The organism is Gracilibacillus sp. D59 (assembly GCF_052246695.1).
Classification (GTDB): domain Bacteria; phylum Bacillota; class Bacilli; order Bacillales; family Amphibacillaceae; genus Gracilibacillus.
Genome location: NZ_JBQQCK010000002.1, coordinates 396,563 through 423,296 on the forward strand (window position 1 = coordinate 396,563; position 26,734 = coordinate 423,296).

18 protein-coding genes are annotated in these 26,734 nt (G+C 36.9%); 15 read left to right on the plus strand and 3 right to left on the minus strand.

Going from position 1 to position 26,734, the window contains the following annotated elements; all coding sequences use genetic code 11:
• Nucleotides 1–95: 95 nt before the first annotated feature.
• The 15 genes from ACTWP4_RS05150 (at nt 96) to ACTWP4_RS05220 (ending at nt 23,101) form a co-directional block, all read left to right on the plus strand.
• Nucleotides 96–380 carry a glycosyl hydrolase-related protein gene (locus ACTWP4_RS05150; protein WP_443127687.1) on the plus strand — a complete coding sequence of 95 codons (285 nt, stop codon included), beginning with the start codon at nt 96–98 and terminating at the stop codon, nt 378–380.
• A gap of 15 nt (nt 381–395) precedes the next feature.
• On the plus strand, nt 396–3,137 hold the full coding sequence (locus tag ACTWP4_RS05155; RefSeq protein WP_443127688.1) for an alpha-mannosidase: 2,742 nt from the start codon (nt 396–398) through the stop codon (nt 3,135–3,137).
• A 6-nt stretch (nt 3,138–3,143) separates the two neighbouring features.
• Nucleotides 3,144–4,466, plus strand: a complete 1,323-nt coding sequence (locus tag ACTWP4_RS05160) for a glycoside hydrolase family 125 protein (RefSeq protein ID WP_443127689.1) — start codon at nt 3,144–3,146, stop codon at nt 4,464–4,466.
• A gap of 32 nt (nt 4,467–4,498) precedes the next feature.
• A complete protein-coding gene (locus tag ACTWP4_RS05165; protein WP_443127690.1) occupies nt 4,499–5,860 on the plus strand; it encodes an alpha-L-fucosidase in 1,362 nt (453 codons plus the stop codon).
• 73 nt (nt 5,861–5,933) lie between these two features.
• Nucleotides 5,934–8,159 carry a glycoside hydrolase family 3 N-terminal domain-containing protein gene (locus ACTWP4_RS05170; protein ID WP_443127933.1) on the plus strand — a complete coding sequence of 742 codons (2,226 nt, stop codon included), beginning with the start codon at nt 5,934–5,936 and terminating at the stop codon, nt 8,157–8,159.
• Between the two features lie 12 nt (nt 8,160–8,171).
• Nucleotides 8,172–11,318 (plus strand): alpha-mannosidase, encoded by a 3,147-nt coding sequence (locus ACTWP4_RS05175; RefSeq protein WP_443127691.1) that lies wholly within the window; start codon nt 8,172–8,174, stop codon nt 11,316–11,318.
• A gap of 6 nt (nt 11,319–11,324) precedes the next feature.
• Nucleotides 11,325–12,209, plus strand: coding sequence for a hypothetical protein (locus ACTWP4_RS05180; RefSeq protein ID WP_443127692.1), 885 nt, complete (start codon nt 11,325–11,327; stop codon nt 12,207–12,209).
• A gap of 1 nt (nt 12,210) precedes the next feature.
• Nucleotides 12,211–13,197 (plus strand): Gfo/Idh/MocA family protein, encoded by a 987-nt coding sequence (locus tag ACTWP4_RS05185; RefSeq protein ID WP_443127693.1) that lies wholly within the window; start codon nt 12,211–12,213, stop codon nt 13,195–13,197.
• A 15-nt stretch (nt 13,198–13,212) separates the two neighbouring features.
• Entirely contained in the window at nt 13,213–14,079 is an 867-nt protein-coding gene (locus tag ACTWP4_RS05190; RefSeq protein ID WP_443127694.1) for a sugar phosphate isomerase/epimerase family protein, read from the plus strand.
• Between the two features lie 12 nt (nt 14,080–14,091).
• Nucleotides 14,092–15,156 carry a Gfo/Idh/MocA family protein gene (locus tag ACTWP4_RS05195; protein ID WP_443127695.1) on the plus strand — a complete coding sequence of 355 codons (1,065 nt, stop codon included), beginning with the start codon at nt 14,092–14,094 and terminating at the stop codon, nt 15,154–15,156.
• Between the two features lie 20 nt (nt 15,157–15,176).
• Nucleotides 15,177–17,720 (plus strand): beta-mannosidase, encoded by a 2,544-nt coding sequence (locus tag ACTWP4_RS05200; RefSeq protein WP_443127696.1) that lies wholly within the window; start codon nt 15,177–15,179, stop codon nt 17,718–17,720.
• 286 nt (nt 17,721–18,006) lie between these two features.
• A complete protein-coding gene (locus tag ACTWP4_RS05205; protein ID WP_443127697.1) occupies nt 18,007–18,999 on the plus strand; it encodes an asparaginase in 993 nt (330 codons plus the stop codon).
• 37 nt (nt 19,000–19,036) lie between these two features.
• Nucleotides 19,037–21,031 (plus strand): alpha-amylase family protein, encoded by a 1,995-nt coding sequence (locus ACTWP4_RS05210; protein WP_443127698.1) that lies wholly within the window; start codon nt 19,037–19,039, stop codon nt 21,029–21,031.
• 2 nt (nt 21,032–21,033) lie between these two features.
• Nucleotides 21,034–22,404, plus strand: a complete 1,371-nt coding sequence (locus ACTWP4_RS05215; protein ID WP_443127699.1) for a leucyl aminopeptidase family protein — start codon at nt 21,034–21,036, stop codon at nt 22,402–22,404.
• Between the two features lies 1 nt (nt 22,405).
• Nucleotides 22,406–23,101, plus strand: a complete 696-nt coding sequence (locus tag ACTWP4_RS05220; protein WP_443127700.1) for a copper homeostasis protein CutC — start codon at nt 22,406–22,408, stop codon at nt 23,099–23,101.
• A gap of 130 nt (nt 23,102–23,231) precedes the next feature.
• On the opposite strand, the gene cysC is transcribed toward ACTWP4_RS05220, so the two are convergent.
• From cysC to cysI, 3 genes are read right to left on the minus strand one after another with little or no spacing between them, the layout of a single operon-like run.
• A complete protein-coding gene (cysC, locus tag ACTWP4_RS05225; RefSeq protein ID WP_443127701.1) occupies nt 23,232–23,834 on the minus strand; it encodes an adenylyl-sulfate kinase in 603 nt (200 codons plus the stop codon).
• Nucleotides 23,831–25,018, minus strand: coding sequence for a sulfate adenylyltransferase (sat, locus tag ACTWP4_RS05230; RefSeq protein ID WP_443127702.1), 1,188 nt, complete (start codon nt 25,016–25,018; stop codon nt 23,831–23,833). Before sat ends, cysC begins: the two co-directional genes overlap by 4 nt.
• Entirely contained in the window at nt 25,018–26,730 is a 1,713-nt protein-coding gene (gene cysI / locus ACTWP4_RS05235) for an assimilatory sulfite reductase (NADPH) hemoprotein subunit (RefSeq protein WP_443127703.1), read from the minus strand. The genes sat and cysI overlap by 1 nt, the downstream gene beginning before the upstream one ends.
• Nucleotides 26,731–26,734: the final 4 nt, after the last annotated feature.

Below are 26,734 nucleotides of genomic sequence, written 5' to 3' on the forward strand. Positions count from 1 at the left end.
GGTATCGAGATGTTCGTGGACTTCAAAGCTGGAAGTACCAAGAAGATGTAGATACAAATATAGGGGCTTATCCTCCTCAAGAACTGTCTAGTAGTATGCAGGTAAAGATAGGAGATTATTGGAATGGAAGAGACCTTTATGTTTGGCTTACGAAGGAAATAAACATTCCAGCAGAAGACCAACATGCTATCATTCTACGATTACATGAATATCAAGGACAAAGAGATCACATCTTGCTCCATAGCGATAGCAACATACGATCATGGCAAGAGTGTGATTTAATGGAAAATCCTATTGGCGAGAAGTATTACCAAAACGAAGTGAAGTTTTATATTCGACCATATGAAATTAAAACCTTTTTAATCGAATTTGATCGTTAGTTTGGAGGTATTGTTGTGAGTCAAACGGAGAATAAGAAAACCGTTCATATTATTTCCCATACACATTGGGATCGTGAGTGGTATTTACCATATGAGAAACATCATTTCTTATTAGTAGAATTTATGGATCAATTAATAGATACATTAGATAATGATCCGAATTTTAAAAGTTTCCACTTGGATGGTCAGATGATTATTTTAGATGATTATTTGGAAGTACGTCCGGAACGAAAAGAAAAGCTTAAACAATTAATAGAGCAAAAGCGTATTTATGTTGGACCTTGGTATATATTACAGGATGAATTTCTTACAAGCAGTGAATCTAATATTCGCAATTTACAATATGGTATGAGGGATGCAAAAAAGTGGGGGAATATATCTAGGATTGGATATTTTCCTGATTCATTCGGAAATATTGGGCAAGCACCACAAATATTGGCTCAGGCTGGGATAAAGCATGCTGCATTTGGTCGAGGAGTAAAACCAACTGGCTTTAATAATTTAGTAAGTGAAGCAGATATATATGAGTCCCCGTATTCAGAGATGAAATGGAAGTCTCCTAATGGTACGGAAGTGGTCGGGATCCTTTTTGCTAATTGGTATTGTAACGGAAATGAAATTCCTTCTGAAAGAAAAGCGGCCCAAAAATATTGGGATGGTCATTTAGAAGCGATGGAGAAATATGCGTCATCTAACCATTTATTAATGTTAAATGGGTGTGATCATCAGCCGATACAAACAGATTTGTCTCAGGCTATTGAATTGGCAAATGAGCTGTATCCGGATGTAGAATTTATCCATTCTAATTTTAATGAATATATGGAACAGCTGGATTCTCAACAAAGTGAAAATCATTTAAAAACGGTTGAAGGAGAATTACGAAGTCAACACACGGATGGATGGGGGACACTAGTCAATACAGCCTCCTCCAGGGTTTACTTAAAACAAATGAATCAAGAAGTGCAAACTTTATTAGAAAGTGAAGTAGAACCATTAGCCGCTTTTGCTTATGTAATGGGTGATAAGTATGACTATGAAGTATTGGAATATGCTTGGAAGACACTTATGAAGAATCATCCTCATGATAGTATTTGTGGTTGTAGTGTAGATGAAGTGCATAGAGAAATGGTGACAAGATTTGAAAAGAGTAGACATATGGCAGAAAGCATGAAGGTAGATGTATTAGAAAAACTTTCAAAGCATATAGATACTATGTCATTTAAGAAGTATGGTGAAGAACCGGTCCCATTTGCCATTTTTAATACAACAGGACAAAGGCGCACGGGTGTAGTAACAGTGGAGTTAGATTTGAAACGGGAATATTTTGCTGATGGTGTGCATCGTAAACAACTAGCAGATTATCCAATAGATAATAGAGTGTTAATAGATGCGAGCGGTAATATGCTTGATTACCAGATAGAAGATTTAGGGGTTGTATTTGATTATGATTTGCCCAAAAATCAATTTCGACAACCTTATTTAGCAAGAAGAGTAAAAGTATCGTTAGAAGCACAAGATGTAGCATCGTTAAGTCATCAAGCCTTTGCTTTAGTGGTCGGAGAGAAGGAAAGCAACATAACAAATCGAATTGCTACTGCAAAAAATGTACTCGAAAATGATTATATGTATATCAAAATTAACTCGAATGGTTCACTCCATATACGTAATAAAGCAACTGATCGAGTTTTTGAGAATCTATTAGTTTATGAAGATTCTGGAGATATCGGTAATGAGTATATGTATAAACAAGCGCATGAAGATCTACCTGTTACGACAGAGGAACTACAAGCATCTATCAAGCTGGTGGAGGATACCTCTATTCGAGCTACTTATGAAATCATTCATGAATTAGAAATCCCAGAAAGTGCCGAAGCTTCTTTAGAGAAGGAACAACAAGAGCTTGTATGGTTTTCTGGTCGTAAAGCAAAGCGAAGTAAAAGATCGATTCCCTTTACCATCAAAACGCATGTTAGTTTAGAGCGAAATGGTAAGGGAATCGATGTTCAAGTTTCTTATTGTAATGTAGCGAAGGATCATCGTTTGCGTGCTCTGTTTCCAACTGACATTGAAAGTAAAGTACATTACGCTGATTCTATATTTGAAGTAGCTAAAAGAAATAACCAGCCATCAGATCAATGGACCAATCCTGATCATTCTCAGCATCAGCAGGCATTTGTCAGTATGGATGACGGAGAAAAAGGTATTACGATTGCTAATAAGGGATTAAATGAATATGAAGTGCTAAGAGATGATAGAAATACTATTGCGATTACGTTAGTTCGAGCAGTAGGAGAATTAGGAGACTGGGGGTATTTCCCGACTCCAGAAGCACAATGTTTAGGTGATCAATATGCTGCTTTTAAAATTTTCCCGCATGTCAATGAAGAGGAGCCTGCTGAAGTGTATCAACAAGCCTATCAATACAGGATTCCGTGGTCTCGGATTCAGTTACGAAATCAGGTTGGTTCCATTCCAGCTAGTTATCAATATATATCGGCAGATACTTCAAAGGAGACAGTTTTAACATCCCTTAAAGTTTCTTCCTTAACGAATGATCTTCAAATGCGTTTTTTTAACATGATGAGTCACGATGGAACAGTCCATATTGGTAATAACAATATGGTGGAGCGGTATTATCTCAGTAACATACTAGAAGAACAAGGTGAAACATTAGTGGAATCCAATGAATCTATTACATTACCAGTAGCCCCCTTTGAAATAATAACGATTGGTTTAAATGTAAAGAGAAAGAAGTGAATAGATATGACACAACAGTTAACACCTTCTATCCAAGGTTTAATTAAAAAAGTGCAAAACTATTATCAATCAGATCAAAAACTGCAAGCAATGTTTGAGGAATGTTTTGTTAATACGTATCAAACAACGATACGTCCTCAATCAGATGGCACTACTTTTGTTATTACTGGCGATATACCGGCAATGTGGTTGAGAGATTCTGCAACGCAGGTTCGTCCTTACTTATTATTAGCAGAACAAGATCCAAAGATAGCAAAAATGATCCAAGGTGTGATTGAGAAGCAGATGTTCTTTATCAACCATGACCCTTATGCCAATGCATTTAATGAGCGTCCTAATGGTAATCGCTATCATGAAGATCAAACGAAGATGACGGATTGGATATGGGAACGGAAATATGAAATTGATTCACTTTGCTATCCTATCCAACTTGCTTATTTGTACTGGAAGGCAACTGGTATTACCAATCATTTTAATCAGCAGTTTACAGCAGCTATGGAGAAAATAGTAGACGTTTGGACGACAGAACAGCATCATGCAGATCAATCAGATTATCATTTTGTACGAGATAACTGCCCGCCGCAAGATACCCTGTCTCACGATGGATATGGGGCACCATTAGGATACACAGGAATGACGTGGAGTGGATTTCGTCCCAGTGATGATACTTGTAAATATGGTTATTTAATTCCTTCTAATATGTTTGCCGTTGTATCTTTACAACAATTAGCCGAAATAGCCCTTTACATCTTAGAAAATGAGTCATTAGCCAACAAAGCAAACAAATTAGCATTAGAAATCGAGCACGGCATTCAACAATTTGGTATGGTGGAACACCCTGAATTTGGGCCTATCTATGCTTATGAAACAGATGGTTTAGGAAACTATGTGTTAATGGATGATGCGAATGTTCCAAGTTTGTTATCCATTCCCTATATAGGATACCGGTCGTTCGATGATGAAATTTACCAAAATACAAGAAAGTTTATCTTGAGTGAGGAAAATCCATATTATTTTAAAGGTAAAGTAGCAAGTGGTATCGGCAGTCCTCATACACCAGATCAGTATATTTGGCATATTGCATTAGCCATCCAAGGCTTAACCTCAATAGAAGAAGAGGAAAGAGATCGCTTGATCCAATTATTTAAAGAAACAGATGCTGATCAAAATTTAATGCATGAGGGCTTTCATGTAGATGATCCAGAACAATTCACACGACCTTGGTTTTCTTGGGCTAATTCCATGTTTAGTGAATTTTTGTTAAGTGAAATAGGCCTTGTCGTAAAAGGGAGTCCATTGCACGCCTATAAGAAAAAGAGGATATATTAAAAAATTTCAATAGAGTTAAGGAGGTTGAATAGTTGACAAATGAACATGATGTAGCAAATGGTGTTCACAATTTTAGTCCGGAAAAGAATTGGATTAAACCAAACGATACCATCTTGTTAGAAAGGTTAGAGTGGTTTAAAGATCAAAAGCTGGCATTGATGATGCACTGGGGACCATATTCTCAATTAGGATTAGTAGAATCATGGGCTTTAAGTGATGAAGATGGTGATTGGTCTCGTGATGATATCGATTGGGAAGAAGATATGGAAGAGTTTAAAAGGCAATATTTTAATTTAAATAAAACCTTTTATCCCATTAGATTTCAACCAGATAAATGGGCTGATTTAGCTCATAAAGCAGGATTTAAATATTTGATTTTTACGACCAAACATCATGATGGCTTCTCGATGTGGGATACCAAGGAAACAGATTACAGTATTACAGGAAAAGACTGTCCTTTTCACACGCATAAATATGCGGATATTTGCCGAAATGTATTTCGTGCTTTTCGTGAGAAAGGAATCGCAATAGCCGCTTATTTTTCTAAAGCAGATTGGCATACACCATATTATTGGGCACCAGGAATGGAAAGAAAAAATCATATGTGGAGAGGGCCATCTTATGATCCGGAAGAATATCCTTGGATGTGGGAAAAGTTTATATCATTCACCCACAATCAAATCATGGAATTGATGACGAAATACGGAAGAATAGATATCCTCTGGCTGGATGCAGGCTGGGTAGGAAAGCGGAATCAAGATATCAGACTTGGTGAGGTCGTCGAAAAAGCCCGACAACATCAGCCGTGGTTACTAACGGCAGATAGAACAGTAGGAGGATTATACGAGAACTATATTACTCCAGAGCAAACAATTCCGGATCAACCAATTGATGTACCTTGGGAAAGTTGCATAACAATCGGGACTTCCTTTTCCTTTAAATATGAAGATGAATATAAATCTTTAAGAGAAATCATTCATACACTTATTGAAATAGTAGCTAAGGGTGGCAATTTGGCATTAAATGTTCCTCCTCAACCAGATGGCCGGCTCCCGAGAAAAGCGAGTGAATTAATGGAAGGTATAGGTGAGTGGATGGGATTATATGGGGAATCCATCTATGGAACAAGAATGGTTGCCCCCTATTATATAGACAATTACGCCTTTACTATCAAGGGTGATAATGTATATTGCTTCCGATTATATCAACATAATGATTTTTCCTATCAAGATAAAGAAATAGTTATTCCTTATTTCAACAAAGTAGAACGTATTGACATGCTCCATGTTTGTGATTCACTGGAATTCTATCAAGGTAATGATGGATTAACGATCAAAATTCCTTCTATCGAAAAAGGAAACATACCAATTGCAGATGTATTCAAGTTTTCGTAACGAATTGATAGAAATTTGAAAGAGAGGAGGTTGAACATTGATTGAGAAACAAGTCGAGGATTTGTTAAAGCAAATGACATTACAGGAAAAAGTAGGGCAATTGAATCAAAAATTATATGGTTGGCAAGTATATCGAAAAAATGGAGATCAATATGAATTAACAGAAAACTTCAAACAACATGTTCAAAAGTTTCAAGGGATTGGGGCATTATACGGTTTATTTAGAGCTGATCCATGGTCTAGTATAAATTTCGAGAATGGCATCCCTTTAGAAGATGCATTACATGTTACAAACATGATTCAGGAGTACCTAAGGGAACATACTAGACTTGGGACTCCGGTCCTTTTTTCAGAAGAATGTCCCCATGGACATCAAGCATTAGATAGTACTGTTTTTCCTACTCATTTAGGATCTGGTGCCACATGGAATTCGGATTTACAAAAAAAGGTCTCGAAGTATATAGCATCAGAATTAATGGAAAGGGGTGTGCATTTAGGATTAGTTTCTACATTGGATATTGCGCGAGATCCCAGGTGGGGAAGAACAGAGGAATGTTTCAGTGAGGATCCTTATTTAGCTGCCTGTATGACAGAAGCTGTCGTTAAAGGCATGCAAGGAGATAATAAAGAGTCCCCTAATGTAATAGCTGTTTTAAAACACTTTGCCGCACAAGGAGCTGCAGTTGGTGGACATAATGCTGGCCCTGCATTAATTGGTGAAAGAGAATTAAGAGAAATTTATTTACCGCCTATGAAGGCAGGAGTCAGATCTGGGGCTTTAGCGTGTATGGCGGCCTATAATGAGATTGATGGAATCCCGTGCCATACTAATCGAAAATTATTAACAGATATACTTCGTGAAGAATGGGGCTTTAACGGGATTGTTATGGCAGATGGAACAGCGTTGGATCGGTTACTTTTACTCACTGGTGATAAAGAGTTGGCTGCAGCCTATGCTTTAAACGCAGGTGTCGATTTAAGCTTATGGGATGATGTTTATACACATATTGAAGCAGCTGTAAGGAATGGAAAAATAAAAGAATCGATAGTAGATAAAGCGGTTAAACGTGTATTGTATGGAAAGTTTTTGTTAGGGCTATTTTCAGAAGTTGACGACAAACCAAGAAGTGTTTCAGTAAATAGATCGAAAGGTCGAACATTAAATCTGGAAATGGCTAGACAATCTATTACACTGTTAAAAAACGAACATAATCTACTGCCTTTAAGTAAAAGAAACAAAACAGTAGCTGTTATTGGCCCGAATGCAGACAGCGTTTATAACTTATTAGGAGATTATACAGCACCACAAAGAAGAGAAGCAGTTGTTACCATTAAACAAGGTATAAATAAAATCGTTGAGGAAGATTGTGAAATTCTTTATACCAAAGGATGTGGAATTCGATCAACAGATATGTCAGATTTTGATCGTGCAAAAACGATTGCGAGTAAAGCGGATATGATTGTTTTAGCATTGGGCGGGTCGAGTGCAAGAGAGTTTGGTATGGAATTTGAGGATAACGGAGCAGTACTAGACTACGATCAAGCTGAAATGGATTGTGGTGAAAATATCGATGTAGCAAAATTGAATTTAGGCGGTGTCCAGAAAAATTTAGTGCAAGAGTTAGCAGCCTTAAATACTCCCATGATCGGGGTATTCATCCAAGGAAGGCCCTATAGTTTGAAAGATATTGAAGCCTATTTAGATGCGATATTAATAGGTTGGTATCCCGGTCAACTAGGCGGTCAAGCGATAGCCGAAGTCCTATTCGGTGATGTGAATCCAAGTGGGAAATTACCGGTATCTATTCCGTATTCGGCAGATCAATTACCGGTATATTATAATGCCAAAAATAGCGGAGCAAAACAAGATTACTATGATGAAGTAGGTCATGCTATGTACAGTTTTGGCTATGGTTTGTCGTATAGTTCGTTTCAGTGCAAATTTTCAACAAAAGAACATGAAACAATCAGTATCCATGCGTTAACAAATGGTGAATACATCAATGTGTCAGTCGATGTCGTCAATACAGGGGAATATGATGGTTTAGCGGTTGTGCAATTATACATTAAAGACCTAGAAGCATCTGTTACCCAAAGAACAAAAGAATTAAAAGCATTTCAAAAAGTTTGGATTCCTGTTGGAGAATCAAAAAACGTGAAATTACAATTAGGTGTTGAAGAATTATCGATTTGGAATATAGAGATGAAACAGGTAGTTGAGCCTGGCACTGTAATGTTAATGGTAGGCGAATCATCCGATCAATTGGATGAAAAAAAGTTAGTGATTTATCAAGAATAGTGAGGGATAATCATGCAAAGAATTCACCGTTTAATTCGATTGCTAAGAAACAACCAATATCTTGCAACAAAAACCATCGATAATTGGGAAATGAATAGATTTAAGTATGAAGAACCGGAAAATTACCATTCTTTAAAGAAAAGAAATTCATCTGAGACAGTAAAAATCGGGGAACCGTTAATAGAGTCCGGAGTAACAGCTTTTTTAAGCAATAGTATAGAAATTCCGAATGATTGGACCTCAAGGGATATCGGAATCATATTGAAAGCTGGTGGGCCAGGAGGCATTCCATCTCATTATGAAGCATTAATGAGTATCAACGAAGAGCCTATGCAAGGTTTTGACCGCAACCGCTCCTTTTGCTTTTTGGCAAATCATTCACAGAATAGACGTATATTAAATATAGAAATGGAACTATTTAACCCTGTTGGTATTCCGGAAGATTCTTTGCGAGGCTTTAACCAAGTAGCAAGCGCGGAAACTACACCACCTCTTATCTTTTTAGAAAACAGTGCACTGGTATTAGTTAATAGAGCATTACAAAGCTTTGTCTATACATTAGAAACCGCCTGTAACACATTATCTCTTTTGGCTGATTCTGATACTCGTAAACCAATCCTTTATAAGGCATTAGAAGATCTGGCAAATGAATGGAAAATACCTCAGGAGAATGATTTGACGAATCAAAAGAAATTGCTCGAACAAGAACAGAGTATTCAATCACTATTAAAAGAGATGGCGGGATATCGCGAAGGAACCATTCGAGCTATTGGTCAATCACATATAGATGTTGCCTGGTTATGGCCTTTGAAAGAAACGATTCGTAAAGCATCAAGGACTTTTTCAACCGCCTGCACCTTACTGGATGAGTATGAGGAATTTGAGTATGCGCAAAGCCAACCGCAATTATTTCAATATCTAAAAAATTATTATCCTAAAATATATGAGCGAGTCAAACAACAAATAAAAGCAGGACGTTTTGAGATTATCGGTGGCATGTGGGTAGAACCAGATTTGAATATTCCATCGGGTGAATCATTGGTAAGGCAGCTGTTATATGGCAAGCAGTATTTTAAAGAAGAATTTGGAGCAGAACCAAAAGTGGAATGGTTACCAGACACATTTGGTTATTGTGCATCTTTACCCCAGATTCTGAAGAAGGCTGATACGGAATATTTTATGACGACCAAGTTAAATTGGAATGATACCAATCGTTTTCCTTATGATTTATTTCATTGGGAAGGTATTGATGGTACAACCATTTTATCTTACTTACATACTGTTTTGGGGCAACAAACGAATCCAAAGGATATTAAAGCAACATGGGATGATTTTAATCAAAAGAATGATTATAACGAAAGAATGTTGGTGTATGGATATGGTGATGGTGGAGGTGGTGTTACAAGAGAAATGATCGAAACAGTTAAACGCTCAGAATCATTACCGGGTTTGCCTAATGTGAAGTTTAGTAAGGTACATGACTTCTTTGAACGCATTAGTCAGCAAAAACCAACATTGCCAAAATGGTATGGCGATTTATATTTGGAACTGCACCGAGGGACTTATACAACGCATGCCAAAACAAAGAAATATAACCGGCAAGTTGAAGCTCTATTTAGAAACTTGGAAATATGGCATTCCTTTGCATATCTATTAACAGGAGATAATTATCCTGCTCAAAGAATAAGAGAACTGTGGAAATTAATTTTATTGAATCAGTTTCATGATATTGTTCCTGGAACATCCATTGAACCTGTTTATATGTTATCAGACCAGCAATATAAAGAGGTGCTGTCTGAAGGCCAATCCTTGCAAGTGGATGCGATTGAGCAAATCATACGCAGGATTAATACAGGAGGACCTGGCGAACCAGTAATTATATTCAATAGTTTGGGATGGGATAGAGATCGTCTTATTACATTGAGAGGTGATCAAGGGTTATTATCTAAAATAATGGTGGATGAAGAAGGGAATCCGTATCCGGTAGAACATGTAAAGGTTGATAATTCAACCATTGAATTACATGCACTAATTCCCAATGTACCACAATTCGGATATAAGACAGTTTGGTTACAAGAAAAGGATGGAAATAAGTTGGCATCGTCCAAATCATTGAATGGTAAGTGGGAAACGGTTAACTATATAGTGGAATTTACGGAACAAGGTTTCATCAGACGATTATATGATAAACAGTGTGATAAAGAGATTGTTCAAGACGGGGCTGTGGCTAATGAACTACAATTATTTGATGATCTACCTACAGACTGGGATGCATGGGATATAGATCCAAACTTTGCTTCTCAAAAGATAGATAATATGAAGTTGCTTGAGGCAAATGTTCATTACACAAGTAACTTAACAGATGAATTACACTTTAAATGGAAGTTCAATGAATCTACTATTACGCAAAAGATTATTTTCCACCATTATTCTAAGTTGATTGATTTCGATACAGAAGTGGACTGGAACGAAACGAATAAATTGTTAAAAGTAGCATTTCCAGTTAATGTTTATTCATCACATGCTACTTATGAAATACCATTTGGAACGATCGATCGCCCGACACACAATAATACGACATGGGAGCAGGCACAATTTGAAGTTTGTGGCCAACGATGGGCAGATTTATCAGAAGGTAACTATGGTGTCAGCCTACTAAATGACAGTAAATATGGATATGATATCAAAGGTCAAAATATCAGGCTATCTTTATTGAGGTCGCCGAAGTGGCCTGATCAAAGCGCAGACATTCACAGACATCAGTTTGTATATTCTTTATATCCTCATCAAGGTAATTGGAGAGCAGCTGAAACCGTCAAAAAAGGTCATGAGTTAAATACAAGAGACTTTATATCTGTAACAGAGATATCTAAAGGAGAGTTGGAAAATGCTCTGTCATTTATTAGTATAGATAGTGAAAGCGCTATACTGGATACTATAAAATTAGCTGAAAACGAAAAGGGAATGATTATTCGATTATATGAGGCAGAAGGGAGTGAGGTATCTGCAACAGTGAGTCTACCGGAAAAAGCCATGTTCCAAGAAACCAATCTTCTTGAAAAATCGATCGATCATTCCGCAATAAGTACGGATAGCTATAAAACAAAATTAAAGCCTTATGAAATTAGCACATATCATATTATGGCAGAGAAAGGGTGAAGTGTAATGAAAGTTACTTTGATTGGTAATGAATCTGAATTAAATAAACATTTATTATGTTGGGAATCTATTCCTGAAGTGCGAGTGGAACAATCGGTAGTGATAAATGAAGATAACCTAGATTCATTACCTTCATTTAGTTCATCCCAGGAGCAGTCAGAATTGGTTGATGTATGTGTATCGACAGAATTAAAGCCTGTTATCTTAAAAAGGTTAGGGAGGAACACCCCTATTACCTTGATATCGCCCATTGCATCAAGTATAAACGAAACAAAACAATTATTAAATTTTATGAAAGAAGAGCAGATGATGGTTCGTATAATCAATCCTATGCTACATTCACCGGAGTTGGTGAATGTAAACCTAAAGTTTACGAAACAACAATTAGGTAATAGTGGTGTCCATCGAATATCTATAAAATCTGAAACAGTACCTTCTAATGGCAGATTCCTCGAACAGGAAGTCCATTTAATTGGTTGGATCTATCATACATTGGGAGATTTTAATACTATTTTTGCAAAACAAATAGATAATCGTTATATGACCATTCATATCAGACATGAGGACAGTAGCTTCACTCAACTGGAATTAGCTCGAGGATTTGGCAAAGAGGAATTAAATATCGAACTTGCTGGTTCTGATGGAATGCTAACCTACAAAAGTAATGAAACAAATCCGATAAGTGTTGTAAAAACGGATAAGAGCAAACGGGAGATTCATCCAATTGGAACACCGTTGATTCAGCGTCAATTGGAAGATGTATATGAAGTTTTAACCAAAGACCGCCATTCGTTCAATAATATAACAGAGGTTACGAGAGCTATTGATTTTAGGGAAGCTATTGAAGCATCGTTAAATCGATCTATACCTGTTATAAAAGGAGGGGCGTAAGATGTTAAAGGTCGGAATCATTAGTTTTGCCCATATGCATGGATTTAGTTATGCGAATGCTTTAAAGAAATGTAAAAATGCCTCCCTTGTGAGTATCTGGGATAACGATAAACAAAGAGGAACTGATATAGCAAACACCTTTAACACATCATTATATACTGACTTAGATGAAATGCTAAAGACTGATTTAGATGCTGTTATTGTTTGTTCAGAAAATGCAAATCACAAAGAACACGTTGTGAAAGCTGCACATTACAAAAAGCATATATTATGCGAAAAACCAATTGCAACAGAAATAAATGATGCAATGGAGATGATAGAGGCATGTAATCAAAATAATGTCATCTTACAAATAGCTTTTCCTGTTCGTTTTGCGCCTGCGATTCAAGAAATACAAAAGTTAGTAAATCAAAGCGAAATCGGCAACATTTTAGCGGTCAATACTACGAATCATGGACAAATGCCAGGTGGATGGTTTGTAGATCCAAAACTATCGGGCGGAGGTTGTGCCACCGATCATATTGTTCATATTGTGGATACACTTCGCTGGATATTAAAGGATGAAGTAAAAAGCGTGTATGCAGAATTTGATACAAGATTTTACGATATCGTGGTGGAAGATTGTGGCCAGGTTATCTTGGAATTTGCATCAGGTATTGTGGTTACGATTGATCCAAGTTGGTCACGTCCTAAAACTTTTCCGATATGGGGAGATGTAACACTAGAATTCTTTGGTGATCAAGGAACATTTCATGTAGATGCATTTAAAGAGCATACATTACTGTTTAATGATCGTGATAATAAGTTGGAACATCTTGTTTGGTCTGATGATATGGATGAAGGGTTAATCAAAGATTTTTTGCAATGTGTAACGGATTCGCGACCTCCCTTTATTACAGGAGAAGATGGTTTAAGAACATTAGAAGTTGTAAAAGCAGCATATCAATCCAATCAAGAAAAAAGGCCGATAACATTAATCCATAACTAGAGGAGGCTCTTAACAATGAAATTAGGGATGAGCTCATACAGTTTAGCAAATGCGATCGCTAAAGGTGAAATGTCGATATTAGATGTAATTCAATGGACAAAAGATCAAGGTGGGGAGCATATTGAAATAGTTCCGATCGGTTATACATTAACAGATAATTCACAATTAGTTGCAGACATAGTAAGTAAGGCTGAGGAAGTAGGGGTAGACATTTCAAATTATGCAATTGGAGCGGACTTTTTAAGTGGTGATGAGAAAGCGTTTCAATCGGAAATGGAACGAGTAAAACAGGAAGTTGATATCGCCAATCAATTGGGTGTGCGAAGAATGAGACATGATATTTCATTTAAGCCGCCAGTAGAAGCTAGCATGGAACAGTTTGATAACGACCTGCCTAAAATTATTGAGGCGTGCCAGGAAATTGCTGATTATGCTAAACAATACGACATTGTGACAAGTATCGAAAATCACGGTTTTTATATTCAAGCAAGTGATCGTATCAACCTAATTGTTTCTCGAGTCAATCGTTCTAATTTTGGTCACACATTAGATACGGGAAACTTCCTTTGTGTAGATGAGAATCCAATAGTAGCTGTCAAGAAATGCATTGACAATGCTACGATGGTGCATGTAAAAGATTTCTATATCCGTCCCCAATCATGGCATAACCCTGGAGAAGGCTGGTTTTCCTCAGCAGGTGGAGAATATTTACGTGGCGCTATTACAGGGCATGGAGATATTGAATTAAAGAGTATTTTGAAAATAATTAAAGATAGTGGCTATGATGGATATGTATCGATTGAATTTGAAGGAATGGAAGAGTGTAAGAAAGCTAGTGATATATCGTTAAAAAATGTTCGAAATATTTGGAACCAAATATAAGGAGGTTGAACGATGAGTAAAGTAAGAGTTGGTATTGTTGGTTTAGGTTCGATTTCTGACATGCATATTCAAGGGTACTTAAAAAATCAAGATGCCGAGTTGTTTGCTGTATGTGATATGAATGAATCTCGTGCGAAACAAACGGCTGAAGAATTAGGTGTAACGTATTATTATACCGATTATCAAGAGATGTTAAGTAATAATGAAATAGATGCGGTAAGTATTTGTACGTGGAACAATACACATGCTGAAATCGCTATTGCTGCTTTAAATGCTGGGAAAGATATATTAACTGAAAAGCCATTGTGTAAATCGGTGGAAGAAGCTTTAGCGATAGAAGAAGCGGTTCGAAATAATCCCGATCAGTTTTTGCAAATAGGGTATGTTAGACGGTTTGGTACCAATACACAAGTATTAAAGCGCTTTATTGATAATGGTGAATTAGGCGATATCTATTTCTCCAAAGCTACATGTTTACGAGTTTTAGGAAATCCTGGTGGTTGGTTTGCGGATAAGGAACGGTCTGGAGGCGGACCGTTAATTGATATTGGCGTCCATGTTATCGACCTTTGCTGGTATTTAATGGGCAAGCCGAAAGTGAAATCAGTAAGTGGCAACACGTATCATAAATTAGGCAATCGTTCGAATATAGTATATAAATCTTTTTATAAAGCAGCAGATTACGATGCTAAACAGAATAGCGTGGAAGATTTAGCAAATGCGATTATTCGATTTGAAAATGGTGCTTCTCTAATGGTAGATGTTAGCTTTTCACTACATGCCAAAAAAGAAGAAATACACGTTAGTTTACATGGTGATAAAGGCGGGGCAGAGATAGAGCCTCAATTAGAAATTTTTACAGAGAAGAATAATATTATGTTAAACAGCACTCCACAAATCGATCATCTAACATTTGATTTTGCACAAGGTTTTCAAAATGAAATCGACCATTTTATTAACTGTGTTAAAGGGGAAGAAGAAACGATAGCGCCGGTAGAAGATGGTGTAGAAATGATGAAGATCCTAACGGGTGTATATAAATCAAGTGAGGAAAAGACAGAGGTACATTTTGATTGATAATAGACGGAGGCATGCAAATGAATAACGTTAGAAAGACCTCAATACAAAATTGGTATTTCAAGACAGCAGGAGCAAATGAATGGAGATCAGCTACAGTTCCTAGTTGTGTGCATACCGATTTGTTAAAACATGACATAATACCAGATCCTTTTGTAGGAAAAAATGAGTTGAATTTGCAATGGGTTGATAAGCAGGATTGGGAATATAAAACTACTATTTTAATTTCAAAAGAATGTTTACAAGAAGAAAGAGTAGAGCTTGTATTTGAAGGTTTAGATACATATGCAGATGTATATGTAAACGGCGAGAAGGTACTACAGGCAGACAATATGTTTAGAAGCTGGAAAGTAGATGTTAAATCATACTTGAAGGTTGGCGAGAATCAATTACTCGTATATTTCCACTCACCAATAAATCATGATATAGATAAGCCTGATCAATTGGGATATAACCTCCCGGCCGATAATGATCATTCTGAAGATGGGGGAGTTGGTCAGAAAAAATTAAGTGTGTTTGCTCGAAAGGCTCCCTATCATTATGGTTGGGACTGGGGACCGCGCTTTGTAACAAGCGGTATTTGGAAGGATGTTTATCTGGAAGCATGGTCTGATGCTAGGCTAACGGATTTTCATATTCAACAACAAGCTGTATCATCCGAAAAAGCAGAAATTAATGCGGTCATAGAAATAGAAGCAACAAATCAAATGGAAATAGAAATAGCTATTTCTGACCAACATGGTTTGGATATAAGAAAGGTTTGTAAATTAGCAAAAGGTTCCCAAGTAATAGAGATTCCGATAGTGATTGAAAATCCTCAATTATGGTGGAGCAATGGTTTAGGTAAACCATATTTATATCGTATTCAAGCAGATTTAAAGTTAAATGAAAGCATGAAGCATACAAGCGTTGTAAAAACAGGTCTTCGATCCATTCGTTTTGTAAGAGAAGATGATCAACGTGGTCAAAGTTTCTATTTTGAATTAAATGGTGTCCCTGTATTTGTAAAAGGGGCAAATCATATTCCGAATGATAGTTTTCAAACGAGGACAACAAGAGCCGAATATGAGCATGAAATCGCCACAGCAGCAGCTTCCAATATGAATATGCTTCGTGTATGGGGCGGTGGAATTTATGAATATGATATGTTTTATGAATTATGCGATGAGTACGGGATACTAGTTTGGCAAGACTTTATGTTTGCATGTAGTATGTATCCGGGCGATTCTGCTTTTCTGAATAGCGTAAAAAAAGAAGCAATCGATAATGTGAAACGGTTACGAAATTACGCATGTATAGCACTTTGGTGTGGGAATAATGAAATGGATGCTGCCTGGTCCCAGTATGAAGAAGAAGCTGGCTGGGGCTGGAAGCAACGATATAATGCACCACAACGTAAAAAAATCTGGAAGGCGTACGATGAAGTTTTTCATCATCTATTGCCATCTATTGTGGAAAAATATGACCCGAATACGGATTATTGGCCAAGCTCTCCCATGAGGGAGATATCGCATGATAAGAATCAGCATGCAACGTTTGATACGGTGGAAAAAGGTGATATTCACTATTGGGATGTTTGGCATGGGTTAAAACCGATTGAAGCCTATAAAGAAAAAGTTGGACGTTTTATGAGTGAATATGGGTTTCAGTCTTTCCCAGAGAAAAAGACAGTCCTAACCTATGCAAAAGAAGAGGAATTAGCACTAGAATCAGATGTTATGTTACATCATCAGAAAAATGGTGCAGGAAATCGCCTGATTAAGAATTATATGGAAATGTACTATAAAGAACCGAAGGATTTTTCGTCTTTTCTGCATCTTAGTCATATTTTGCAAGCAGATGCGATCAAAGTAGCAGTAGAAGCACATCGGTTAAATATGCCGTATTGTATGGGAACGTTATATTGGCAATTGAATGATTGTTGGCCAGTTGCTTCATGGTCGAGTATGGACTATTACGGCAGATGGAAAGCGTTACAGTATGTTATCAAAAATCGCTTTAAAACAACTGCAATAATAGCAGATCAAAAGGACGATAGCCTATCAGTTTATGTGGTATCAGATCAATTACAGGATCAAGAAGCACAACTGTCGCTACATATTTATGATTTAAACGGTCAACCAATCTATCAAGAAACAAAAGCTGTCTTTGTGAGACAAAATACTTCCATGATAATCTATGAAACAGATATCCAATCGTTAGGAATCGCAGAAGAGAAGAGTAACAATGTTGTATTATTTGCCCAATTAACGGTAAATGAAAACGTGATTGATAGTGTGGAGCATGTAATGGTAAAACCGAAAGAACTTGTATTGCAAGATCCTCAGATTCAACTTGCGTATGTTGATGGCGGTATTGAATTAGAAAGTCAATCATTTGCAATGAATGTCTGGCTGGAAGTAGATAAAGACGGCTTTTTCGAAGATAATAACTTCTCCTTGATTCCAGGGATCAAAAAATTTATTGCATTTACGGATTCATTACGCGGAAATATGCAATTTACCAAGACGCAAGAGATTACAAATGTCAACGTTTCATCCATGTATGATTATATCGTGCAGTAGCATAGCATAGGAAAGAAGCTGGGGCAAAATTTAAAATTTCCATGATCAAGACGAATGATCCAGAGTAGGAAATACAGCATTTTACTTTTTCAAAGTAGATAACAACTGCGAACTAATAAAATTTATCAGAGTGAGTGAAGCATTTATCAAGATGCCCGGAAAGTTAAATCCGAACTACTTCGTTAATAATGGAATCATCTTTTAGGATCTATCTTTGACTAAAATACTCACATTTGTCCCAGCTTCTCCGCTATAGTGACTTAAAAGGTAAAGAAGGGATACAAATATGGATTTTCCTGTTATTGCAAAAGAGTTTAGAAATGGGAACGTAGAAAATATCCATCAAGGTGTTGTTTGTGTAATAGATAAAAACAAGAAAATAGTTTTTGAGAAAGGTGATATAACCCAACCTTTCTATTATCGTTCAGCTATGAAACCACTCCAAGCCATACCTGTATTCTCTAGTAATGTAATAAATAAATATCAGCTGACAGGAGAGGAAGCAGCTCTTTTCACTGCATCACAAAGGGGAGAAGATTATCACGAAAAAGCATTATTAAGTTTAGCTGGCAAGTTGGGTATAGAAGAAAAACGACTAGTGTGTAATCAAAGTTATCCATTAAACGTAGCACCAAAAGAAAAATATATTGCATCTCATAAACCAAGAAGAAAATTACTGCATAACTGTGCAGGCAAACATTTAGGATTTTTATCTTATACGAAGGAAAAAGGACTTAGCATGGATGATTACCATGAAATGTCTCATCCCATTCAGCAGGAAATTTTGGATTATGTATCTCTATTATCAGAAACTCCAAGAGATAAAATCATAACAGGTTTAGATGGATGTGGGGCACCTGTACATGCCATTCCGCTCCGCAACATGGCAATCTCTTATTTGAAATTTGCAGATACTTCTATGATTAGTAATAAGTCATTGTGTGAGGCTGTTGATCAAATAACCCAAATAATGAATAGTTTTCCAAACATTGTTGCATCCCATCAATTTATTTGTTCTGTTCTTTTAGAGGATCCCAATATTATCGCAAAAGGTGGTGCTCAAGGTGTTTATTGTCTAGCTTTAAAGAAAGAAAAAATCAGTATTGCCATAAAAGTATTAAGTGGGACAGAACATCTTTGGCCGCTACTTGTAGCAAAAATATTGGAGAAGCTGCCATATCATAATAAAGAAACGATTGATCGTTTATATGCTTTAAAAGATTCAAAGATAACCAATGACAGTGGGAAAATAGCAGGTCATACGGAGGTACACGTGTGAATGAATTATTACGGCATCTCGTTTGGAGGGTAAGAGTGTGAGTAACCTAAGTTACAGGCAAGTTCATTTAGATTTTCATACAAGCGAATTTATTCCAGAAGTCGCTAATCAATTTGATAAACAGGAATTTGCAAAAACATTAAAGGAATCATATGTTGATTCTATTACATGTTTCGCTCGGTGTCATCATGGTTGGTTGTATTATCCATCAGAAAGTAGACCTGATTTAATCCATCCTCAATTACAAAATAAAAACTTGTTATTAGATCAAATAGAAGCATGTCATGAACAAGGTATTAAAGTGCCTATCTATACAACCGTACAATGGGATGGATATATTGCAAGAGCACATCCAGAATGGCTGTGTATTGATGGTGAAGGAAATTATATGAATACGCAGGAAGTACCGGAACCACATTTTTACTATTCAATTTGTTTGAACAGTGGCTATCGGCAATTTTTTAAAGAACACCTGGCAGATATAATACAAGTTGTTGGTAAAACAAATATAGATGGATTTTTTTTCGATATCTTATTTGAAGTAGATTGTCATTGTGACCGTTGTATCAAGCAAATGAAGTCTAGAGGTTATAATGTTAAACAAAAAGCTGAGCGGATGAAGTACGCATCTACCATGCTTCATGAATTTAGGCATGAGATTACTAGTTTTGTACATCAACGAATACCTGAGGCAGGTGTTTTTTATAACAGTTCACATATTGGTCCGAAAATAAAAGCTAGTTTAGATGACTATACCCATTTAGAGATAGAGTCTCTTCCAAGCGGTGGATGGGGGTATGATCACTTTCCGTCAACTGTCCGGTATGCACGTAATTTAAGGAAAGATATTATTGGGATGACAGGTAAATTCCATACCTATTGGGGAGATTTTCACTCCTTTAAAAATCAAGCAGCATTAGAATTTGAATGTTTGCAAATGTTTGCTTCAGGTGCAGGGATATCAATTGGAGATCAATTGCACCCAAATGGGCAATTATCAACTGGTTCCTACAAATTAATTGGATCAGTTTTTGAAAAAGTGGCGAAGATGGAACCATATTGTAAAGGAGCAGTGAACTTATCAGAAATCGCAGTACTCACACCTGAAGAAACTGGTACTCCGGGTATAACTCCTTCTGTGATAGGAACCGTAAGAATGCTACAAGAATTAACTTATCAATTTGATATTATCGATAGCAAGATGAATTTCGATGATTATCGTTTAATTATTTTGCCAGACCAAATCAAGTATAGGGAGGAATTAGAGGAAAAGTTAAAGCAGTATCAAAAAAATGGTGGTAAAATTATCGCTTCATACCGTTCATTGACAAAACAAAAGCAAGAAGAAATTGCGATATTAGGAGTGAAATGGTTTGGAGATTCCCCTTATGATCGAGAATTTGTTTTACCAAATGAGCAGATTGGTAAGCAGTTAAATAAGGAAGAATATGTTATGTATAGTACTAGTTCATTCATCGAGGCGACACGAGCAGATATATTAATGGATACGGTCAAACCTTATTTTAACCGTGAAGGCAAAACATTCTGCTCACATCAACATGCTCCATCTTCAAAAGAAGTAGGACACCCAGCTGTCACCAAGTTAGAAAATGTCATTTATTTTTCTCATCCGATCTTTCATCTTTATCGGCAAAAAGCACCAATGTGGTGTAAACAAATGCTGAAAGATGCAATAGAAATTTTATTAGATGAAAAATTGATTACCCATAATGGTCCGACCAGCTTATTAGCAACTATTCAACGAAATCACCATAAAAACATTGATGCTATTCATTTGTTGCATTATATAACAGAGAAAAAATCAGTTGACCTTTATACAATTGAGGAGCGGATCCCTTTGTATAATATCACTCTTAATGTGTGGGTAGATAATAAAAAAGCAGCTACCGTAACAGGTATATTTTCAGGTAAAGAAATCTCATTCACACAAGAAGGAAGCTATATTCAATTTCATGTAGATAAATTAGATGGTCATGAGATGTGCGTTATCAAATATAGAAATGAGGTTTGATCATGCAAGCTAACGTAAATTTCATTTGTGGAGAGAAAGATATTGCATCGTATCCGTTTCTACAAAGTATTGAGCATTTTGCTTCGATTCATTTTGTATATGAGGGCAGCCAAGCAGTATTTTTAGTAAGCCTTAACGATGAAGTGCATTCACATGAATCGATAAAAGTAATGGCCGGAAATCTAAGAAAAAAAGTAGAAGAATATCGAATCAATAAATTAGAGGTCTCGTTAGAATCACTTTCTAATTATATCAGTTCTTTGCCAGCGGAAGATACGATTAAGGCCTTTTTTGAAGGGTGGTATTTAGCAGGTTATCGATTTGAGCACTATAAATCAGATTCACAGAGCTTAGATATCGATTTATTTTATGAGGAAGATTACAGAGAGCTAGAAGAAGAGGCTTCAAAGGTGACAGAAGCAGTTTGTATTGCAAGGGATTTATGTAATGAACCGGCAAGTAACTTAACTCCTGCTACATACGGACAAAAATTAATTAATATTTTCCAAGATACTATGATTGATGTAACAATTCTTCACGAAGAAGATATATGCGATCATGGTTTTCATGCAACTTATCATGTTGGAAAAGGTAGTAATGATACCCCGAGAGTGGCACTTCTAACTTATCATAATCAAGGAAAAAATAAGATGGCGTTAGTTGGAAAAGGAGTAACGTTTGATGCAGGTGGAATCAATTTGAAACAAGCGAATGATATTGTTGATATGAAGATGGACATGGGTGGATCTGCAGCTGTTGCAGGAGCCATGAAATTAATAGAAAGTATGGAATTACCAGTTCATTTGACCGCTATTATCCCATTAGTTGAAAATATACCTAGTAGAACATCTTATTTACCATCAGATATTATTACCTATCAAAATGGTATGACGGTAGAAGTTGGTAATACGGATGCTGAAGGACGATTGATTTTAGCTGATGGATTGTTGTATGCTCAAAATCAAGGAGCAGATTGGATTGCTGATATAGCAACATTGACTGGCTCAATAGGTCATGCCTTAGGGTTAAAGGTGGCTGGGTTGTTTAGTAATAAGCTAGAAAGCCTTACGGAATATGAGCGGATTAGTCAGGAGACTGGAGATCATATATGGCCAATGCCTATGGTAAAAGAATATAAAGGTCTCTTAAAAAGCGAAACTGCTGATATCAAAAATGTTACTAGTACACCATTTGGTGGAGCAATAACTGCAGCTTCATTTCTTCATTCCTTTATTGAAAAAGATGTTAAGTGGTATCATATTGACATGGCTAATACAGTGAAACCATTCGAAATTAGCGGTTATTATGTAGAAGGTGCTAGCGGTTTTGGTGTCCGGTTATTAACAGAACTCGTAAAGAAAGAAGTTGAATAGAATGTTAATGGAGGCAATTGTACAAAACGTATGGGATGCATTAGAAGCAGAAAAAGCTGGTGTGGATCGCCTTGAGTTAGTATCTTCAATAGAACAAGGTGGACTGACACCGAATGTTCGCATCGTAAAAGAAATACTTGAACACGTTTCGCTTCCAGTTCAAGTCATGATTCGCCCACATTCTAAAAGCTTTTGTTATTCTGAACAGGATGTTGAAGTGATAAAGCAAATGATAAAAAAGATGCTAGCAATTGGTTCCAGTAATTTTGTTTTCGGTGCATTAAATAAAGATGGTACCGTAGATGAGCAGTTACTGGATGAAATAATTGCAACCTTTCCACATGCTCGTTTTACATTTCACCGTGCTTTTGATAATTCGCGTGATGTAATGGAAGCTTATCAAAGTTTGGTGCGTTATTCTGGTAACATTGAACGGATCTTAACATCAGGTGGGAAAGAAGATGGTGTGGCGGGAAAAGATGAACTCAAAATGCTTGTTGAACAATCAAGAAAAACCAATGGACCTGTTATTATACCTGGTTCAGGCTTAAACGCAGAAAATTTCACATCCTTACACCCGTATATTAAAGCAGAAGAATATCACTTCGGGAGAGGTGTCCGGTTGAACGGATCGTATCAGGAGTCATTTGACCAAGACAGCATTAATAAAATCAAAACAACCAAAAAGGACAGTTGAGATAAAGCTTAACTGTCCTTTTTATCAAACTGAGCACAAAGTCCACATAGTGCCAAAAATTCGCAGTTTGTTTTATTTTGAATTTGAAGAAACAGTCGGGTCACTGTCCGGATTATAAAATGGAAGCGACTTAAATATATTGTTGATCTTTTAAGAAATCCAAAATTTCTGCTACTACTTCTTCCACTGTGCTATTTTCCGTATCAATCACTAACTCTGGATTTTCTGGCTCTTCATATGGTGCATCAATACCGGTAAATCCTTTAATCTCACCTGCTCGTGCCTTTTGGTAAAGTCCTTTTGGATCGCGAGCTTCACAGCTTTTCAAGCTGCATTTCACATATACTTCAATAAAATCCCCTTCGTTTAAAAGGTTTCTGACATTATCACGGTCTTCACGATATGGCGAAATAAAAGCAGTGAGCGTGATTAGACCAGCATCATTTAATAGTTTTGATACCTCTCCAATCCTTCTAATATTTTCTTTGCGGTCCTCTGGGCTAAATCCTAAATTATTATTTAGTCCGTGACGGATATTATCACCATCTAATCGATAGCAACGAATCCCTCTTTCAAACAGTGCTTTTTCTAGTTCTACTGTAATCGTAGATTTACCTGAGCCTGAAAGCCCGGTGAACCATAATACCGGACTTTGATGGTCATTTTGTTTGATTCGATCCTGTTTTGTTACAACAGAATCATGCCATACGATGTTGTTATTGGTTTGTGTCATGCGTTTGAACCCCTTTGTAATCCTTTAATTAAAACTTCAGCTACTTCTGGTCTTGAAAATTGCCGTGGTAATGCTTCACCATTGCGAAGCTTTTCTCTTACTTTTGTTCCACTTAAATGGACATGTTCTGATTTATCATGCGGACATGTCTTTTGTGTGGCCATGTTCTCGCATTTTTGACAAAAGAAAGCATGCTCGAATTTAAATATTTGAATGCCAAGCTCTGCTTCATATTGTGAAATTAATTCCTGCGCTTCATACGTACCATAATAATCACCGACACCTGCATGATCACGACCGACTATGAAATGAGTACAGCCATAATTCTTACGGACGATAGCGTGTAAAATGGCTTCACGTGGACCTGCATAACGCATTGCTGCAGGATAAATAACAAGACGTGTTCGATCTTTCGGATAATAATGTTTTAAAATGACCTGATAGCTTTCCATCCGAATATCTGCTGGGATATCATCGGATTTCGTTTCACCTACTAAAGGATTCAGTAAAAGACCGTCAACAGATTCTAGTGCGGATTTTTGAATATACTCATGAGCACGATGGACAGGGTTTCTTGTTTGAAAACCAACTACCGTTTTCCAGCCTAAATCTTGAAAAAGCTGTCTCGTTTCTGAAGGATCCAGATGGAAGTCTTTAAATTGATCGTGTGTTGGACGGTTTAATAAGTTAATAGGTCCAGCTAAATAGACATTTCCCTTTTCATACAGCTTTTTGACTCCAGGATGGGCATCTTCCGTTGTACCATAAACAAATTGTGCTTCTTTCTCTTTGTCATAGCTGTACTTTTCCTCTAAATCTAGTGTCCCATAAAGAATACCATCTTCGCCGTAGAGTGCGATCTTTTCACCAATATCTAAGTTGTCTGCTTCCGCTTCTGTAACGGCTAATGTAATAGGAATACTCCAAACCGTACCATCTGCCAGATGTAAATTTTCGACTACTTCTAGATAGTCTTTTTCACCGAGGAAACCGGTGAGAGGGCTAAATCCACCGATGCCAATCAGCTCCAGGTCTGAAATAGTCCATGCATTGATTGTTAATGTTTTAAAAGCTTCCGCCTCTTTTAATAATTTTTCTCGTTCTGCACCATGTATTTCACGATTGATTAAAGTGCCTCCATGAGCTTCGATCGTTTCTTTTATTTGTTCTGTTGTCGCTACCATTATAAAACTCCTTTCGTGTCACGATGGAAATTTTGCCCGTCATACACTTCATCTACATAACCTTTACGGACGACAAAATCTCCAAAATGTTCTTTATCTAAACGATTGTTCGCATAGTCATTAAAAATTTCTTTCAAGGTTGCTAGAATCTCTTCTTCTCCAATATTTTCTCGGTAAAGCTGATTTAATCGGTCACCAATAAAACTTCCACCAAGATATAGATTGTATTTCCCAGGAGCTTTTCCAATAAAGGCGATCTCAGCTAAAGCTGGACGTGAACAACCGTTTGGACATCCTGACATCCGGATCACTATCTCTTCGTCCTTTATACCTTCCGCTGCTAAGAGACCTTCAATTTTATCGATAAGTGAAGGTAAATAACGTTCAGATTCGGCCATTGCTAAACCACAAGTAGGCATTGCTACACAAGCAATTGAATTTCGACGTAAACCGGAATATTGTTTCCCTTCTGTAATCCCATACATGTCGAGGATTTCGTTAATTTTTTTCTTTTTCTGTGCTGTAACATTAGCGATGACTAGATTCTGGTTGGGAGTTAAGCGGAAATCACCAGTATGAATATTGGCAATCTCCCGAAGAGCTGTCATCAACTTATATTCATCAGCATCTTTTACTCTACCATTTTCAACAAAAAGGGTTAGATGCCATCTGTTGCTTCCTTTGATCCAGCCATATCTGTCACCATTATGATCAAAATGATAGTCCTTCGCTTCCTCAAGTTCCCAACTGAGACGATCAGTAAGCTCTTGTTTCAACCAGTCAAGGCCATGGCGATCGATCGTATATTTAAATCTAGCATTCTTGCGATCAGATCGATTGCCATAATCTCGTTGAATCGTCACGATCTTTTCGGCAACATCTATCACATCTTGTTTATCACAATAGCCAATAATTTTTCCAAGTTGTGGATAGGTATTCGTATTACCATGTGTCGAGCCCATACCACCGCCAACTACGACATTAAAGCCTTTGACTTGATTGTCTTGCACAATCGCAATGAATCCGAGATCTTGAGAAAAAACATCTACATCATTAGAAGGTGGTGCCGCAATTCCAATTTTAAATTTTCTTGGTAAATACGTTTTGCCATAAATCGGCTCTTCTTCCTCTTTAGAATCAATAATTTTCTCCTGATCTAACCATATTTCATGATAGGCACCTGTTTTGGGTGAAAGGTGATCACTAATTTTTTTGGCCCAATCTTGAATTTCTTGATGAATGTCAGATTGATATGGGTTAGGATTACACATGACGTTACGATTGACATCTCCACATGCAGCTATCGTTGTCATTAATGCTTCATTGATTGTTTTAATCGTATCTTTCAAGTTCCATTTTAATATTCCATGTAGTTGAAAAGCTTGGCGTGTAGTTAATTTAATCGTCTGATCACCATATTTTTGTGCCAGGTCATCCACAGCAAGCCATTGTTTTGGTGTTGCGACACCTCCAGGAATGGCGACGCGAAGCATAAATTGATAGGCAGGCTCTAGCTTTTGTCTTCTTCGTTCATCGCGGATGTCACGGTCATCCTGCTGATAACTTCCATGGAATTTCAGCAGTTTTGTATCATCATCTGATATCGATGCGGTAATCGGGTCTTGTAGCCCTTCCTGAATCGTTCCTCGTAAAAAACGGCTTTCCTCTTTTAGCTTTTCCATCGGGTCTAGTTTATTTGGATCGTTTACCATTTTT